The sequence below is a fragment of the Streptomyces cyaneofuscatus genome, from assembly GCF_000718135.1.
GTDB classification, from domain to species: domain Bacteria; phylum Actinomycetota; class Actinomycetes; order Streptomycetales; family Streptomycetaceae; genus Streptomyces; species Streptomyces cyaneofuscatus.
On the sequence record NZ_JOEM01000007.1, the window covers coordinates 233,820 to 248,608 of the forward strand.

Sequence of the window (14,789 nt, forward strand, 5' to 3'; positions counted from 1 at the left end):
ATGATTCCCACGGTTGTCTGGGGTACCGGCAACGTCGGCCGCGCGGCGATCCGCGCCGTCGAGGCCCATCCGGCACTGACACTCACCGCCGTCCTCGTCCACGATCCCGGCAAGGTCGGCCGGGACGCGGGCGAGTTGGGCGGGCTCGGCCGCACGCTCGGCGTCGCGGCCACCGACGACATCGCCGCCGTCCTGGCCGGCCGCCCCCGGGCGGTGGTCTACGCGGCGTCCGGCGACATCCGCCCCGACGACGCGCTCACCGACATCGGCCGGGCCGTCCGGGCCGGAGCGGTCGTCGTCACACCCTCCCTCTATCCCCTCTACGACCAGCGCAACGCCCCGCCCGAGCTGCGGGATCCCGTCCTGGCCGCCGTCGCGGAGGGCGGCGGCTCCCTCTTCGTCTCCGGGGTCGACCCCGGCTGGGGCAACGACGTCCTGCCGCTGCTGGTCAGCGGTCTTGGCACCGAGGTGGACGTGATCCGCTGCCAGGAGATCTTCGACTACTCCACGTACGAGCAGGAGGAGTCGGTACGCCACCTGATCGGCATGGGCCACCCGCTGGACTACCAGCCGCTCATGCTCGCCGAGAGCGTTCCGACGATGGTGTGGGGCGGTCAGATACGGCTGATGGCGCGGGCGCTGGGCGTCGAACTCGACGAGATCCGCGAGACGCTGGACCGCCGGGCGCTGGAGACGACGGTGACCACCCGCACGATGGGCGAGTTCGCGGCGGGGACCCAGGGCGCGGTCCGGTTCGAGGTGCAGGGCATCGTGGGCGGTGAGCCCCGCATCGTGATCGAGCACATCACCCGTATCCATCCCTCGTGCGCACCGGACTGGCCCTCCCCGCCCGACGGCGTGGGCGCGCACCGGGTGGTGATCGAGGGGCGCCCCCGTATAGAGGTGACGGTCGAGGCGTCCGACGAGGGCGAGAACCGGTCGGCGGGCGGGAACGCCACGGCCGTCGGGCGGCTCGTCTCGGCCATCGACTGGCTGGTGGACGCCAAGCCGGGTCTGTACGACGCACTCGATGTCCCGCTGCGGCCCGCCGTCGGCAGGCTGGGAAGGAGAATGGCATGATCATCGACATCCCGGAGGGCCAGGAGCCCATCGGTTACGTGTGGGGGGAGATGGTCCCCGGCATCGGCATGGCCGCCGCCACGTTCTCGATGTCCGTGTACGAGCACACGACGCTGGGTCTGCGGGAGTTCGAAGCCGCGCGGCTGCGGATCGCGCAGATCAACGGGTGCCTGTTCTGCCTGGACTGGCGGACCGAGCGGGACGGGGCGAAGGTCGAGGAGGAGTTCGCCGGGGCGGTGACCGAGTGGCGTACGACGGACGCCTTCGACGCGCGGACCCGGCTGGCGGCGGAGTACGCGGAGCGGTACGCGCTGGACCACCACGGTCTCGACGACGCCTTCTGGAAGCGGATGACCGCGCACTACAGCCAGGTGGAGATCGTGGAGCTGTCCATGAGCATCGGCTCCTGGCTGGCGTTCGGGCGGCTCAACCATGTGCTGGGGATCGACGCGGTGTGCGTTCTGCCGGGTCACTGACGGAGTCCGGGGCCGCCGGGTTGGCACTCCCGGCCCCGGGCTCTCCGTACGCGCGGTGGATCAGCGGCGCGGATCAGCGGCGCAGATCGGTGGCGATGATCCGCTCGATGTTGCGCTCGGCGAGCGCGGTGATCGTGACGAACGGGTTGACGCTGACGTTGCCGGGGATCAGGGCGCCGTCGATGACGTACAGGCCCGGATAGCCGTGCAGCCGGCCGTAGTTGTCGGTGGCCTTGTCGAGGACCGCTCCGCCCAGGGGGTGGTAGGTGAGGTGGTCGCCCCAGATCTTGTAGGTGCCGAAGAGGTCCGTGCGGTAGATCGTCCCCTCCTTCTTGTTGATCTTGTCGAAGATGGTCTTCGCGGCGTCGATGGACGGCTGCTTCCACGCCGTCTGCCAGCTCAGTTCGGGCCTGCCCGCCGCCGCGTTCCAGGTGAACTCGGCCCGGTGGGGGTTCTTGGTGATCGAGAGGTAGAACGAGGCCCAGGTCTCGATCCCGGTGGGCAGCGGAGCGACTTCGGCGAACGCTCCGCCGGCGTCCCAGTTGTCGATGCCGCCGGTGGGGATGGACGACTGCACCTTCCCCGTCGGGTCCCACAGGTGGTTGGCCCGGCCGCACATGACGTTGCCGTTGTCGCCCCAGCCCTTGCCGACCTCGTTGTTGAGGCCGGGCAGCGCCCCGGTCGCCTTCAGGCCGACAAGGAGCTTGCTGGTGCCGACGCTGCCCGCGGCGAAGAAGACCCTGTCCGCCGTGACCGTCTTGGTGACGGTGGTCCGGCCTGTGGTGTCCAGCTGGTCGATGAGCACGGTGTAGCCGCCGCCGGAGGCCGGGGAGACGCGGGTGACCTTGTGCAGGGGGCTGATGGTGACCCGGCCGGTGGCCTTGATCCGGTCGATGTAGGTCTTCTGGAGCGACTTCTTGCCGTAGTTGTTGCCGTAGAGGATCTCGGCGTCCAGCGCGGACTTCGGGACGGTCCCGGCCGCCTCCTGCTTCATGTAGTCCCAGTCGTACACGGCGGGCACGAAGAGGAACGGGAAGCCGGAGCGCTGGGCGTGCTTCCGGCCGACCCGTGCGTACTGGTAGCAGTCGACGCTGTCGAACCATGCGGGGTCGATGGTGGAGACGCCGAGATCCGCGTTGGCGCGCGGGTAGTACGTGCTGTACATCTCGGCGGCGTTCACCGACGGGAGGATGGCGGCGAAGTTCTCCCGCTTGGGCGTGACGGCCATCCCGCCGTTGACCAGCGAGCCGCCCCCGACGCCGCGCCCCTGGTAGACGGTGATGCCGGCGAACTCCTCGGCGTCCAGGATGCCGGTGTAGCGGTTGACGTTCTTGTCGATCGGGAAGCCGAGGAAGTTGCTCAGCGGCTGCTTGGTCCTGGTCCGCAGCCAGAAGGAGCGGTCGTCCGGCTTGGTGGTGTTGGCGAAGATCTTGCCGTCCGCGCCGGGGGTGTCCCAGGCCATGCCCATCTCGACCATGTGGACGTCCGTGCCGGCCTGGGCGAGCCGGAGAGCGGCCACCGAACCGCCGTAGCCGGTCCCGATGACCAGCACCGCCACATGGGCGCCGGATCCGATCGGGGCCGCTGCCGCGCGGGGCGTGGCCCAGACCGGCGTGGTGGGTCCGGCGAGCGCCGCGACCCCGAGAAGAGAACCTGTTCCTGTGATGAATCTTCGACGCGATACGCCCTTGGGGGCGTTGTTGTGCAGGGTGGTGTCGTTCATGTGACATCCCTCACTCTCGACAGAGTGCAACAGGTTCTACTGTCGATCGCGTGGTAAGTCACTAGAAACTTGGGGGTAACTTCCCGGTACGAACGCGCACGCCCGAGGGGCCCCGGACCGCACGGTCCGGGGCCCCTCGGGCGTGCGCGTTCGTAGGGGGATCAGTAGGCACCGAAGACGTTGTCGATCGAGCCGTACCGGTCGGCGGCGTAGTTGCACGCGGCGGTGATGTTGGCGACCGGGTCGTAGCTGTCGGTCGAGGTGCCGGGCACGTGGTACGCCTGGAACGTCGGGTCGATGACCTGGAGCAGGCCCTTGGACGGGGTGCCCTTCACCGCGTTGGAGTCCCAGTTGTTGATGGCGTTCGGGTTGCCCGAGGACTCGCGGATGATGTTGCGGTGGATGCCCTCGTAGCTGCCGGGGATGCCGTGCTGGGCCATGACCGCCAGCGACTCCTTGATCCAGCCATCGAGGTCGTTGGTGTACGTGGCGGGAGCGGCGGCGGCCGGGGCGGCGGCGGGCGCGGCCGTGGTGCGCTCCGAGCGGTCGGCACGCTCCGCCGTGGCGGTGCGCTCGGCGGCCGGGGCGGCGGCCTTGGAAGCCTTGCCGGCCTTGGCGTCTGACGGGGCGGCAGCCTTGGCGCCGATGGTCAGCGTGATACCCGGGTGAATAAGGTTCGGGTTCTCACCGACGGCCTTGCGGTTGCCTTCGTACAGCTTCTTCCAGCCGCCGCTGACGGAATACTCGCGGGCGATCTTGGAAAGCGTTTCGCCGGACACCACGGAATGCTTGGCGGGCGCGGCCTTCGTCACGGAATTCGCCTGGGCCGTCACGGAGACGGGAGCTACCGCCTTTTCCGCGGCGAGGGAGTGGGCGGGAGCGGCGGACGCGGTGGTGGCGCCGAGCACGGGGAGGGCCAGAACGGCTCCACCCGTGGTCACGGCGGCGATGCCACGGCCCAGCGAGACGGACTTGGGACGGCGGTGCTTACCCTGTGCGGGCATGGGGAATTTCCTCTCCGGCGCCTACGAGGTGAGCTGTCGGGTTCAGACGGGAGATGTCTGGCCGCATGGATGTGCGACTTCACCCCTAGCCGTTCCGGAGACCGGATCGGCGGCTTACCTGGGTCCCCCGCTCCTGCCGTACGTGGGTGGGTTTCGGATTCCCGGACGGCGGCAGGATTCGGCGTTCCATCCGGATTGAGCGTGACCGTAGGCGAAAAGCGCCGGACAGAACAAGCCCCGAATTCCAAATGACCTTTCTCCGCAAGATCGAATTGCGGAATTCCCGGCCGCGCCCGTTCCGTCACGGTGTCAACTTTCTTGGCACAGAAGGGAACCGGGCCTTCCGATTCCACATCCGCACCCCCGGACGTGACGCTCACCACTTCGCACGGAGGTGGCCGAAATAGGCGCGGCCAAAGCGCCTCAAGAGCCCCAATAACCCCTTTATGGAAGAGAGGGTTAAAAGGATGAAATCACCCATACCGCCCCACCGAAACGGACTTATCGGGCGGTTCCGTAGGCCCGGTCGGAGGCCCCGCGCGGCGAGGGCTTACGGTGTGGGGTGGAGACTAGTAAGCCAACCCTTACCTCCGACGTACGCTGTACCTGCCCGCGTTCGCCCGCCTTAAGGATCACCACGCCATGACACGCCCCGTCCGCGTCGCCATTGTCGGAGCCGGCCCTGCCGGTATCTACGCTGCGGACGCGCTGCTCAAATCCGAGGTCTGCCAGGACCCGGGTGTCTCGATCGACCTGTTCGAGCGCATGCCCGCGCCCTTCGGCCTGATCCGTTACGGCGTGGCCCCCGACCACCCCCGGATCAAGGGCATCGTCAAGGCGCTGCACCAGGTGCTGGACAAGCCGCAGATCCGCCTCTTCGGCAATGTGAGCTACCCGAACGACATCGGCCTGGACGACCTGCGGTCCTTCTACGACGCGGTGATCTTCTCGACCGGCGCCGAGGCCGACCGGGCGCTCGACATCGCGGGCATCGAGCTGGACGGTTCCTACGGCGCGGCCGAGTTCGTCTCCTGGTACGACGGCCACCCCGAGGTGCCGCGCACCTGGCCGCTCACCGCGGAGAAGGTCGCCGTCCTCGGCGTCGGCAACGTGGCGCTGGACGTGGCCCGGGTGCTGGCCAAGACGGCGGACGAGCTGCTGCCGACCGAGATCCCGGACAACGTGTACCAGGGCCTCAAGCAGAACAAGGCGCTGGAGGTGCATGTGTTCGGTCGGCGTGGCCCGGCGCAGGCCAAGTTCAGCCCGATGGAGCTGCGGGAGCTGGACCACTCCCCCAACATCGAGGTCATCGTCAACCCCGAGGACATCGAGTACGACGAGGGCTCGATCGCCACCCGGCGGGAGAACAAGCAGGCCAACATGGTCGCGCAGACCCTGGAGAACTGGGCGATCCGCGATGTCGGCGACCGCCCGCACAAGCTCTTCCTGCACTTCTTCGAGTCCCCGGTCGAGATCCTCGGCGAGGACGGCAAGGTCGTCGGGCTGCGCACCGAGCGCACCGAGCTGGACGGCACCGGCAACGTCCGGGGCACCGGGAAGTTCACCGACTGGGACATGCAGAGCGTCTACCGCGCCGTCGGCTACTACTCGGAGGAGCTGCCCAAGCTCCCCTTCGACGTGGCCTCCGGCACGGTCCCGCACGAGGCGGGCCGCGTCATCGCCGGGGACGAGCACATGGCCTCGGTCTACGTCACGGGCTGGATCAAGCGCGGCCCGATCGGCCTGATCGGCCACACCAAGGGTGACGCCAACGAGACGGTCGCCTGCCTCCTGGAGGACCGCGCCGCCGGCCGTCTGCCCGAGCCGGCGACGCCCGCCCCGGAGGCGGTGGAGGCCTTCCTGGAGAGCCGTAACGTCCGCTACACGACGTGGGAGGGCTGGCACAAGCTGGACGCCCACGAGCAGGCGCTCGGTGCGGCCCAGGGCCGTGAGCGCATCAAGGTCGTGGAGCGCGAGGGCATGCTGGACGCCTCCGGCGCCTGATCACGGCCGTCGCAGGGCCGTCACCGCTCAGCCCGGGCCGGGTCCGGGGGCACTCGTCGTGCCTCCCGGGCCCGGCCCGCGGAACGTCCGCCACAGGTCCGGCGGGGCGGTGTCCCGGGACGGCTGCGGCGCCTTCTCCGGGAGGTGCGTCCAGCGGGCGGCCAGCAGGATCGCGATGTCGTCGGGGCGGTCCGTGGCCTGCCGGGCCTCCCCGGTCACCCGGTTGGCCAACTCGGCCAGCGGGACGGGGCCGACCCCGGCGATGGTGGCGCGCAGCCGCTCGATGCCCTCGTCGATGTCGGTCCCGGGGCGTTCGATGAGCCCGTCGGTGAACAGGGCCAGCACGTCGCCCGGGTCGAGTCGCAGCTCCGTGACGGGGTAGGTCGCCTGCCCGTCGATGCCGAGCACGATGCCGCCGGCCAGGTCCAGCACCTCGGTCCGGCCGTCGGGGTGCCGCAGCAACGGCTGCGGGTGTCCCGCCCGTACGGCACGGGCCTGTCCCGTGAGCGGATCCAGCACGATGTAGCAGCAGCTGGCGAACTGGCCCGGGTCGAGATCGATGAGCAGCCGGTTGGTGCCGCTCATCACCTCCTGCGGGTCATGGTTGCTGAGGGCGAACGCCCTTACCGCGCTGCGCAGTTGCCCCATGGTGGCGGCCGCCGAGACACCGTGCCCCTGGACGTCGCCGATGACCAGGGCGAGTTCGTCGCCGGTCTCGATGACGTCGTACCAGTCGCCGCCCACCTCCATGTCCTGGGTGCCGGAGAGATAGCGCCCTAGGGTGTCGACGCCGTCGACCTCCGGCAGCCGGTGCGGCAGCAGGGCGTCCTGGAGCCCCCGGGCGAGCGCCGACTCGCTGTCGTACCGCTGGGCGCGTTGGAGGGCCTGGGCGATGAGCCCGGCCAGCGCAGTGAGGACGGTGCGCTCCTCGGGGCTGAACCCCCGGGGCCGGTCGAAGCCGAGGATGCACGATCCGACGGGCCGCCCCGAGGCGATCAGCGGGAGGAAGGCGCGCGCGCCGACGTCGGTCTCCATCGGGATGCCCGGATAGGCGTCGGCCAGGCGCTGCATGGATTCGAAGAAGATCGGGCGGCCGGTGGTCAGGGTCTCCACGCCGGGGATGGAGACGTCGAGCCCGACCCCGTCGAAACGGTCGAGGAACCCCTTGGGGAACCCCGTCTCCCAGGCGAGGTGGAGGTGGCGTTCGCTCAGCAGGTAGATGGCGAGCTGCCGGCCGCCGAACGCGGGCAGCAGCTCCTCGGTGACCACGGCGGATACCTGACGGGCCGTGACCGCCTCGGTGAGGGCGATGGCCAGGGCGACCGGGCGGTAGAGCGCGGAGGACCGGTCGGCGGTGGAGCCGATGCCCAGCCCGGGCGCGGTGACGGAACCGGGCGCGTACGCCGGCCGTTCCGTGGCCTGGAACACCGCGCTCAGCCCGTCGTGGCCCGGGTAGAGGGAGACCGAGAGCCAGATCGACGGGGCCCGCCGGGCAAGGAAGTGGACGGGTTCGTCGGAGATCAGGGCCGCCCGGCAGTGGTCCTCGTACGCCGGATGCGCGAACCACGGCAGCACCTCCCACACGACGTGGCCCACCAGCTCGGCACGGGGGAGGTCGAGCAGCTCCTCCGCCAGCTCGTTGGCGTACGTGATGCGCCCGATCCGGTCCAGGGAGACGATCCCCCGGGGCAGCCGGTCCGCCGCCTCCGCGATGACGGGTCCCGCGCCGAAGTCGACGACGAAGCCGGTCAGATGGCTCTCGGCGCTCTCCCCGTCCGGGTGGGTCCAGCGGCCGGAGAGCTCCAGCAGGTGGTACCGGCCGTCGGGCCCGCGCAGCCGCATCCTCCGCACCACCGGGTCGGCGGACTCCACCGCCTGCCGGGCCAGGGCCCACAGCCCGTACACGTCCTCCGGTACGAGGCGTTCGGCGAGGGCGTCGACGGTGCCGGGGAACTCCGCCGGCTCGGTCCCGAAGATCGCGCACAGGTCGTCGTCCGCGGTGAGGCCCCCGGAGTGCAGGTCCCAGTCGAAGCTGCCGACCCGCACCGGGGGCGCGGGGGCAGCGGGCAGTTGGACGGGGATCGGCTCCTTCTCCCAGACGACGGGGAGGGACCGCGACTCCAGATCGGTGAGCGCGGCCCCGAGGCGGTGGCCCAGGCGCAGCAGCCGCTCCCCGTCGGCGGGAGCGATCTCCTCGCCCGGGGTGGCGGACCGCAGGACGGCCATCACTCCCATGCTGCCCTGCGGTCCGGTGATCGGGACCCACAGCGAGCCGAACGGGAACGGCAGCCCCGCCATCAGCTGGGGAAACCGCCGCATGCCCTCCTCCGCGTCGGCGAGCAGCACGGGCCGCCCGGTGCGGTAGGCCTCGGAGACGGGGAACGGCCGGTTCACGTGCATCCGCCACCAGGGCCGGAACAGCGGCCCCGGCAGTCCGGCGAGGACGGCGAGGCGCAGCAGTCCGGGTGTCCCGGAGCGGAGGTAGATGCCGCCCGCGTATCCCCCGGCGGTCTCGACGGCGCTGACCACCCCCTGCGCGAGTACGAGGGACAGCTCGTCCGGTACTCGGCCGCCGTCGTCTTGCCCGGCCGCGGCCCCGCTGCCGGGGGACGGGGTGGGCCGGGTCGCATCGTGCCGGGTCACACAGCCAGCATGCTCCCCGCAGCGGGGGCCGCGCACGTCGGCGGACCGGCCGGAACCCCGTGCCGGCCGGTCCGCCGACGCGGTCTCAGTGCAGCTTGGCGACGGCGGTGCCGGTGGTCTTCCGGAATCCCTTCAGCGGGGCGCCGTCCAGGTCGCCCAGCTGTCCCCACTCCAGGACGGTCACCGTGCGGCCGTCCCGGCCGACGGAGTGGAGGCCGATGTCGGTGGAGCCGGCCTCCGGGTAGGACGTGTCGATGCTGTACACATGCGCGCCCTCCTCCACGTTCACCCGGCCGTGGTAGCGGCTGACGCCCTCCAGGCCGGGCTCCTGCTCCTTCAGCCGCTCCAGGCAGGTCGCCAGCGCGGTCCGCAGCTCGGCGGCGAGCACCTTGGCCTTCGCGGCGGTGGGGGCGACGGTGATGGTCTGCCGGGCGCCGGTGTCCAGCTCGGTACGGAAGTCCCGGTGGCGGGTGCCCTTGGCCGGGATGGTCCCCGCCGTGCAGACGGAGCCGTCCTCGGGCAGGCCCTTGTGCACCGGCCCGGCGGTCCAGGGGGTGAGGGAGGCGGGCCACTGCCCGGCGGAGAGGAACTTCGGCGCGGCGGGGGCGGCGGCCGCGGGTGCCGTGGGCAGTGCGGTGGCGGCGAGGCCGGCGACGGCGGCGGTCAGGAGTGCGGTGCGGAACGTACGGGTGGTGCGCATGGTGGTGATCCCCGTTCAGGTGGTCGAGCAGTCGGTCGGTGGAACGGCACCAGCCTGGGGCGGCCCTCCCGGCGGCGACAAGCACGACACGGGTTGCGGCCGCCCTGGAACCGTCCCACCTCCGGTGACGTGGGTGTTCTCGGCGGGGTGGAACGCCTTGGTGGGACGGCCGGGGGAGGTCGAGCGGGTGTCGGGTGACGAGGGAACGGGCGGTCGACGGGCGGGCGAGGAGCTCGCACGCGAATTGCTGGCGGACCGCCTGCGGGAACTGCGGGAGGGCTCGGGCCGGACGTACGCGGCCCTCGCCCGGCGGATCGGAATCAGCGGCTCGACGCTCCACCGCTACTGCACCGGGCAGACGGTGCCGGCGGAGTTCGCCCCGGTGGAACGGCTGGCACGGCTGTGCGGCCGCACCCCCGAGGAACGGCAGGCGCTGCACGGGCTGTGGCTCCGGGCGGACGCGGAGCGGGTGGAGCGGCAGGAGGCGGGGGCGGTCCCGGGTGCCGAGGAGGCGGGCTCTGCGGCGGGTCCGGATGCCGAGAAGGCAAGTTCTGGGGCGGGTCCCGCTTCCGAGGCACCGGGCGCGCCCGGTGCGGAGGCCCTCGGCGGTTCCGGTGCGCCCGGCGCCACCTCCGTACACCGCGACGAGGACCGGCCCGCGCCCGCACCCCCGGCGCCCCGCTCCCCCGCCGTACGCCGGTGGGCGCCGGTTCTCGCCGTCTGCGCGGCTGTCGCCGCCCTGGCGACCGGTCTGATCGCAGGCTTCGGCGGGCCCGCGCGGCCGGAGCGCCCCGAGCGGCAGCCACCGGTGGCGCGGCCCGCCACTCCCCCGTTCACCTGGACCACCGACGACCACGTCTGGCGGTACGGCTGCGGGCACGAGTACCTCGTCGCCCGTCCCCCGGGCGCCGTCCCGCCACCACCGGCCGAGGCCGACGCCGAGCCCTGGGCGCAGGCGCTCGGCGCGGTGCACGCGGGTGAGACCGGCGTACGGATCACCCTCCAGGGCACGGGCGAGCGGGCGGTGGTGCTGGAGGCGCTGCGGATCCGGGTGGTCGCGCGGCGGGGTCCCGCCGAGGGGCGGGTCCACCGGATGAGTTCCGGGTGCGGCGGGGCACTCACCCCGCGGATGTTCGACGTCGATCTCGACACGGAGCGCCCGGTGGCCCGGTCCGTGCCGGGCAACGACACGGGTGAGCCCATCGCACCGGTCTCCTTCCCGTACCGCGTCTCGGCCGCGGACCCGGAGGTATTTCTCGTCACCGGGCGTGCGGCCCGCTGCGACTGTGACTGGGTCGCGGAGCTGCGGTGGAGCGGCGGGGGCCGGTCCGGCACGGTGCGGATCGACGACGGCGGGCGCCCGTTCCGTACGAGCGGGGCGCCGGGGCGGCCCGTCCACGACTACGACTACGGGGCCCGGCGCTGGGTGGCGGCGGAGCAGGAGGAAGCCGGTTGACCGTCGGGTCCCGGGAGGGGACGGCGTCCGGTGGCCGTAGGTGCGCCGCTGCGGCGATCCTGGGGACAGGCGGCCCGGGCAGGTGACCTGCGGGGCGGCCGACGCTCCCACCTGGAGGTGCTGATGGACCCCGTCACCGCTCTGCGGCGTATCGCGTTCCTGCTGGAGCGCTCGCAGGCCGCCACCTACCGGGTGAAGGCCTTCCGGACGGCCGCCGAGGTGGTGGACGCGATGGAGCCTGGGGAGGCGGCCGACCGGGTGGCCGCAGGGACCCTGGAGCGGGTCTCCGGGATCGGCCCCCGTACCGCGCAGGTGATCCGGGAGGCCCAGGCGGGTGAGGTGCCGGGCTATCTGGAGCGGCTGGAGGACGAGGCAGCCGCCGAACCCGCACCCGACACAGGCCAGGAACTCCTCTCCCGGCTGCGGGGCGACTGCCATCTCCACTCCGACTGGTCGGACGGCGGCAGCCCGATCGAGGAGATGGGCCGCACGGCGGCGGAGCTGGGGCATGAGTGGGCGGTGCTCACCGACCACTCGCCCCGGCTGACGGTGGCCAAGGGCCTGTCGCCCGAGCGGCTGCGGGAGCAGCTGGCGGTGGTGGAGCGGCTCAACGAGGAGTGGGCGCCGTTCCGTCTGCTGACCGGGATCGAGTGCGACATCCTGCCGGACGGTTCGCTGGACCAGGAGTCGGAGCTGCTGGAGCGGCTCGACGTGGTGGTCGTCTCCGTCCACTCCAAACTGCGGATGGACCCGGCCCCGATGACCCGGCGCCTGGAGGCGGCCGTCCGCCATCCGCAGGCGAATGTGCTGGGCCACTGCACGGGCCGTCTGCTGTCGGAGCGCGGCAGGCCGGAGTCCCGGTTCGACGCGGACCGGGTCTTCGCCGCCTGCGCCGAGGCGGGGACGGCGGTGGAGATCAACTGCCGGCCGGAGCGGCTGGACCCGCCCCGCCGGCTGCTGCGCAAGGCCGTGGAGGCGGGCACCCTCTTCGCGATCGACACCGACGCGCACGCGCCCGGCCAGCTGGACTGGCAGATCAACGGCTGCGCACGGGCCGAGGAGTGCGGCGTACCGGCGGAGCGGGTGGTGACCACCTGGCCGGTGGAACGGCTGCTGGAGTGGGCGGGGTGACGGGGGCTCGGAGAGCCCCCCTTGCCGGGCCGCCTACTTCTCGGGGTAGATGTCTCCGGCGGCCATGGCGCTCTGCTGTTCGCTGCGGTCCCGGATCGTCCGGGACTTCTTCTCCAGCCGCTGACGTTCCTCGGGGTCCGTCGCGCGTTCCGCCGCCTCGGCGAGCTGCTGGGCCTTCTCACGCATCTGCCGCGCCAGGTCGGCGGGCTCGTCCGAACCGCTCATCACCACTCCTCGGGCCAGGGGAACCACTGCCTCCAGCGAACCAGTGACGGGAGGCTTCCGCATCCCGCGTACCCCACCGGGAACGTTTCACGTGGCGACCCGGCTCAGCCGCCGGACCAGCGCGCGCACCCGGGGGTGGCGTTCGTGGGCCTCGGACGCGCGCCGGTCCAGCTCCTCGCCCAGCCGCTTCGTCCGTTCGTCGATGTCGAGCTCGGCCAGCACCCGGTCGATCTCGGCGAGCAGGGCCCCGTGCAGCTGCCACTGGCGCGGGTGCTCCTGAACGTCCTCCAGCAGCAGGTCGGCCACCCGGTCGCGGGTGGCGCGGCTGCGGGCGAGCGCCTCGGAGAGCCGGTCCTCCGCCGCCTCGCCGTCGGCGGCGAGCGGTGTGGTGACGAGGACGGCGAAGCTCTCGATGGCGTCGGCGAGCTGGCCGAAGAGCTCCTGGAGCAGGCCCGCCACATCGGCCGGGAACAGCGTCTCCTCCGTGCGGGCCTTCGCCAGGTCGGTGAGGGTGCGGGACAGGACCCGCAGCACGACCGCGCAGATCTCCAGGGTGTCCAGTCCGGTGCGCAGGACGACCCGGTAGAGCAGCCCTTGTCTCACCCTGGGGTTGAGGGTGAGACTTTCCTCCGCCTGCCGGAGCGAGGCGTCGACCTCGACGATGTCGTGGTCGAGCCTGCGGGCCTCGTGGAGCCGGGCCGCCGCCCGGGAGACGGGGTTGTTCCCCACCACCTCCTCGCCCATGCTGCGGAGCATCGTGCCCATCCGGCCGGCCAGGGAGCCGATGGAGCTGCCCGCCGACGCGACCCAGACGGGCGGGGCGAAGACCAGGTTGAACAGCAGCCCGACCACCGCCCCGATGAGCGTCTCCCACACCCGGTCCCAGGCGGTGTCGGCGACCTGCGAGACGCCGAGCACGAGCATCGCGCTGATCGCCACCTCGGGGACGAACTCGTTGACCCGCACCAGCCGCCCGATCAGCAGCGAGGTGAAGATGGTCAGGCCGAGGCTCCACCAGCTCAGCCCCACCAGGGAGCTGAAGGCGATGGCGATGAGCACGCCGACGATGACGGAGTTCACGCGGCGGATGCCGGTGGTGAGGGTGGCGTAGAGGGTCACCTGCACGACCAGGAGCGCGGTGAGGGGGGCGGTCAGCGGTGCCGGTTCGGGCAGGGCCCACACGGCGACGGAGTAGGCGATGACGGCGGCCGCGGTCGAGCGGAGCGTCTGGACCCCCGCGGGTTCGGTGGTGCGCTGCACGAGCTTGATGACGGGCGCGGAAACGGCGGGCATGTCTTTGACCGTGCCCCGTTTCCCCCGCGCGCAGCGCTCCGCGCCCGGGGTGCCTCCGTACGGCCCTGTCCCGGTGGCGGCAGAGGTCCGGTCCGTACGGCGTGCGGAGAAGCGGCGACCGGGGGACTCTGGACACATGGCTGTTCTCGTGAATCCCCCCACAGAGACGCCCCCCGCCGAGGGCTCGATCGGCGACGCCCACGAGGAGCGCCCGGACGGCGGTGTCTGGGAGCACCCGGCCGTCTGGATCGGGCTCATCGTGCTCGGTGCGCTGCTGGTCGCCGGGTTCTTCGTCGCGCGGGTCTTCGGTCTGGCATGAGCGGGAGGAAACCGCCCCCGGCACGCCGGATCGCCGACGCGCTGATGGAGGAGTGCGGCCGGACGTACGCCGAGGAGGCGGGCATCCGGCTCAAGGACACCCCGCAGCCCCTCTACCAGCTCCTCGTGCTGAGCCTCCTGCTGTCCGCCCGCATCCGCGCCTCCGTGGCCGTCGCGGCCGCCCGGGCCCTCTTCGACCACGGCATGCGCACCCCGCGCCGGATGGTGGACGCCACCTGGCAGCAGCGGGTCGACGCGCTGGGGGAAGGCCACTACCGGCGTTACGACGAGCGCACCGCCACCCAGCTCGGTGACGGCGCCCAGCTCGTGCTGGACACCTGGCGGGGTGATCTGCGGCGGCTGCGCGAGGAGGCCGACGGCGACCGGGACCGGCTGATGGAGGGGCTCCGGCGCGTCCCGGGCATCGGACCGGCCGGGGCCGACATCTTCGTACGCGAGGTGCAGTCCGTCTGGCCGGAGACCGGCCCCTGGCTGGGAGCGAAGGCGCTGCAGGGGGCCGAGCGGCTCGGCCTGCCCACATCCCCCGGCAAGCCGGCCCGGGCGGCGCGCGGGCACGACGACGCGAGGTTCGCGGCCGCGCTCGTGCGGGCGGCCCTGGACAAGGACATCGTGGACGCGGTCACGGAGGCGGCACGCCGTCAGTAGCACCGCCCGCACGCGGGCCGGCGGACGCCCGTGGTCGGGCGGTACGGGCGCCCGTGGTCGGGCGGTGCGG

13 protein-coding genes and 1 riboswitch are annotated in these 14,789 nt (G+C 72.1%); of the genes, 7 read left to right on the forward strand and 6 right to left on the reverse strand.

Features of this window, described 5'->3' with window-relative positions; translation table 11 throughout:
• Complete coding sequence (locus IF17_RS0113645; protein ID WP_030565514.1) at window positions 1-1,080, forward strand: NAD(P)H-dependent amine dehydrogenase family protein; 1,080 nt, start codon at window positions 1-3, stop codon at window positions 1,078-1,080.
• Complete coding sequence (locus IF17_RS0113650) at window positions 1,077-1,556, forward strand: carboxymuconolactone decarboxylase family protein (protein WP_030565516.1); 480 nt, start codon at window positions 1,077-1,079, stop codon at window positions 1,554-1,556. The genes IF17_RS0113645 and IF17_RS0113650 overlap by 4 nt, the downstream gene beginning before the upstream one ends.
• Window positions 1,557-1,629: 73 nt before the next feature.
• Here the strand turns inward: IF17_RS0113650 and IF17_RS0113655 are convergent, their stop codons facing one another.
• Window positions 1,630-3,279, reverse strand: coding sequence for a GMC oxidoreductase (locus IF17_RS0113655; RefSeq protein WP_202592348.1), 1,650 nt, complete (start codon window positions 3,277-3,279; stop codon window positions 1,630-1,632).
• A 161-nt stretch (window positions 3,280-3,440) separates the two neighbouring features.
• Window positions 3,441-4,283 carry a transglycosylase SLT domain-containing protein gene (locus IF17_RS0113660; RefSeq protein WP_030565520.1) on the reverse strand — a complete coding sequence of 281 codons (843 nt, stop codon included), beginning with the start codon at window positions 4,281-4,283 and terminating at the stop codon, window positions 3,441-3,443.
• A 3-nt stretch (window positions 4,284-4,286) separates the two neighbouring features.
• Window positions 4,287-4,442: riboswitch (cyclic di-AMP (ydaO/yuaA leader) on the reverse strand.
• Window positions 4,443-4,925: 483 nt separating this feature from the next.
• Between IF17_RS0113660 and IF17_RS0113665 the strand changes: the two genes are divergently transcribed.
• On the forward strand, window positions 4,926-6,287 hold the full coding sequence (locus tag IF17_RS0113665) for an FAD-dependent oxidoreductase (RefSeq protein ID WP_030565522.1): 1,362 nt from the start codon (window positions 4,926-4,928) through the stop codon (window positions 6,285-6,287).
• Window positions 6,288-6,314: 27 nt separating this feature from the next.
• On the opposite strand, the gene IF17_RS0113670 is transcribed toward IF17_RS0113665, so the two are convergent.
• Together IF17_RS0113670 and IF17_RS0113675 are read right to left on the reverse strand one after the other, a co-directional pair.
• A complete protein-coding gene (locus IF17_RS0113670) occupies window positions 6,315-8,930 on the reverse strand; it encodes a SpoIIE family protein phosphatase (protein WP_030565524.1) in 2,616 nt (871 codons plus the stop codon).
• Window positions 8,931-9,015: 85 nt separating this feature from the next.
• Window positions 9,016-9,630 (reverse strand): hypothetical protein, encoded by a 615-nt coding sequence (locus IF17_RS0113675; protein ID WP_030565526.1) that lies wholly within the window; start codon window positions 9,628-9,630, stop codon window positions 9,016-9,018.
• A gap of 160 nt (window positions 9,631-9,790) precedes the next feature.
• Between IF17_RS0113675 and IF17_RS0113680 the strand changes: the two genes are divergently transcribed.
• Window positions 9,791-11,086 (forward strand): helix-turn-helix domain-containing protein, encoded by a 1,296-nt coding sequence (locus IF17_RS0113680; RefSeq protein ID WP_309544409.1) that lies wholly within the window; start codon window positions 9,791-9,793, stop codon window positions 11,084-11,086.
• A gap of 123 nt (window positions 11,087-11,209) precedes the next feature.
• Window positions 11,210-12,217 carry a PHP domain-containing protein gene (locus tag IF17_RS0113685; RefSeq protein WP_030565530.1) on the forward strand — a complete coding sequence of 336 codons (1,008 nt, stop codon included), beginning with the start codon at window positions 11,210-11,212 and terminating at the stop codon, window positions 12,215-12,217.
• 33 nt (window positions 12,218-12,250) lie between these two features.
• On the opposite strand, the gene IF17_RS0113690 is transcribed toward IF17_RS0113685, so the two are convergent.
• Both IF17_RS0113690 and IF17_RS0113695 read right to left on the reverse strand, forming a co-directional pair.
• Window positions 12,251-12,442, reverse strand: coding sequence for a DUF6381 family protein (locus IF17_RS0113690; RefSeq protein ID WP_030565531.1), 192 nt, complete (start codon window positions 12,440-12,442; stop codon window positions 12,251-12,253).
• An 87-nt stretch (window positions 12,443-12,529) separates the two neighbouring features.
• Window positions 12,530-13,735, reverse strand: a complete 1,206-nt coding sequence (locus IF17_RS0113695) for an FUSC family protein (protein ID WP_030565534.1) — start codon at window positions 13,733-13,735, stop codon at window positions 12,530-12,532.
• 136 nt (window positions 13,736-13,871) lie between these two features.
• Here IF17_RS0113695 and IF17_RS0113700 point away from each other — a divergent pair, with 136 nt between their 5' ends.
• Together IF17_RS0113700 and IF17_RS0113705 are read left to right on the forward strand one after the other, a co-directional pair.
• Window positions 13,872-14,054, forward strand: coding sequence for a DUF6480 family protein (locus tag IF17_RS0113700; protein WP_030565535.1), 183 nt, complete (start codon window positions 13,872-13,874; stop codon window positions 14,052-14,054).
• Entirely contained in the window at window positions 14,051-14,719 is a 669-nt protein-coding gene (locus IF17_RS0113705; RefSeq protein ID WP_030565537.1) for an endonuclease, read from the forward strand. Before IF17_RS0113700 ends, IF17_RS0113705 begins: the two co-directional genes overlap by 4 nt.
• Window positions 14,720-14,789: the final 70 nt, after the last annotated feature.

What these genes read in the sequence shown, in the direction of transcription:
- IF17_RS0113645 (WP_030565514.1), top strand. Translation starts at nt 1, where the DNA reads ATGATTCCCACGGTTGTCTGGGGTACCGGCAACGTCGGCCGCGCGGCG.
- IF17_RS0113650 (WP_030565516.1), top strand. Translation starts at nt 1,077, where the DNA reads ATGATCATCGACATCCCGGAGGGCCAGGAGCCCATCGGTTACGTGTGG.
- IF17_RS0113655 (WP_202592348.1), bottom strand. Translation starts at nt 3,279, where the DNA reads ATGAACGACACCACCCTGCACAACAACGCCCCCAAGGGCGTATCGCGT.
- IF17_RS0113660 (WP_030565520.1), bottom strand. Translation starts at nt 4,283, where the DNA reads ATGCCCGCACAGGGTAAGCACCGCCGTCCCAAGTCCGTCTCGCTGGGC.
- IF17_RS0113665 (WP_030565522.1), top strand. Translation starts at nt 4,926, where the DNA reads ATGACACGCCCCGTCCGCGTCGCCATTGTCGGAGCCGGCCCTGCCGGT.
- IF17_RS0113675 (WP_030565526.1), bottom strand. Translation starts at nt 9,630, where the DNA reads ATGCGCACCACCCGTACGTTCCGCACCGCACTCCTGACCGCCGCCGTC.
- IF17_RS0113685 (WP_030565530.1), top strand. Translation starts at nt 11,210, where the DNA reads ATGGACCCCGTCACCGCTCTGCGGCGTATCGCGTTCCTGCTGGAGCGC.
- IF17_RS0113690 (WP_030565531.1), bottom strand. Translation starts at nt 12,442, where the DNA reads ATGAGCGGTTCGGACGAGCCCGCCGACCTGGCGCGGCAGATGCGTGAG.
- IF17_RS0113695 (WP_030565534.1), bottom strand. Translation starts at nt 13,735, where the DNA reads ATGCCCGCCGTTTCCGCGCCCGTCATCAAGCTCGTGCAGCGCACCACC.
- IF17_RS0113700 (WP_030565535.1), top strand. Translation starts at nt 13,872, where the DNA reads ATGGCTGTTCTCGTGAATCCCCCCACAGAGACGCCCCCCGCCGAGGGC.
- IF17_RS0113705 (WP_030565537.1), top strand. Translation starts at nt 14,051, where the DNA reads ATGAGCGGGAGGAAACCGCCCCCGGCACGCCGGATCGCCGACGCGCTG.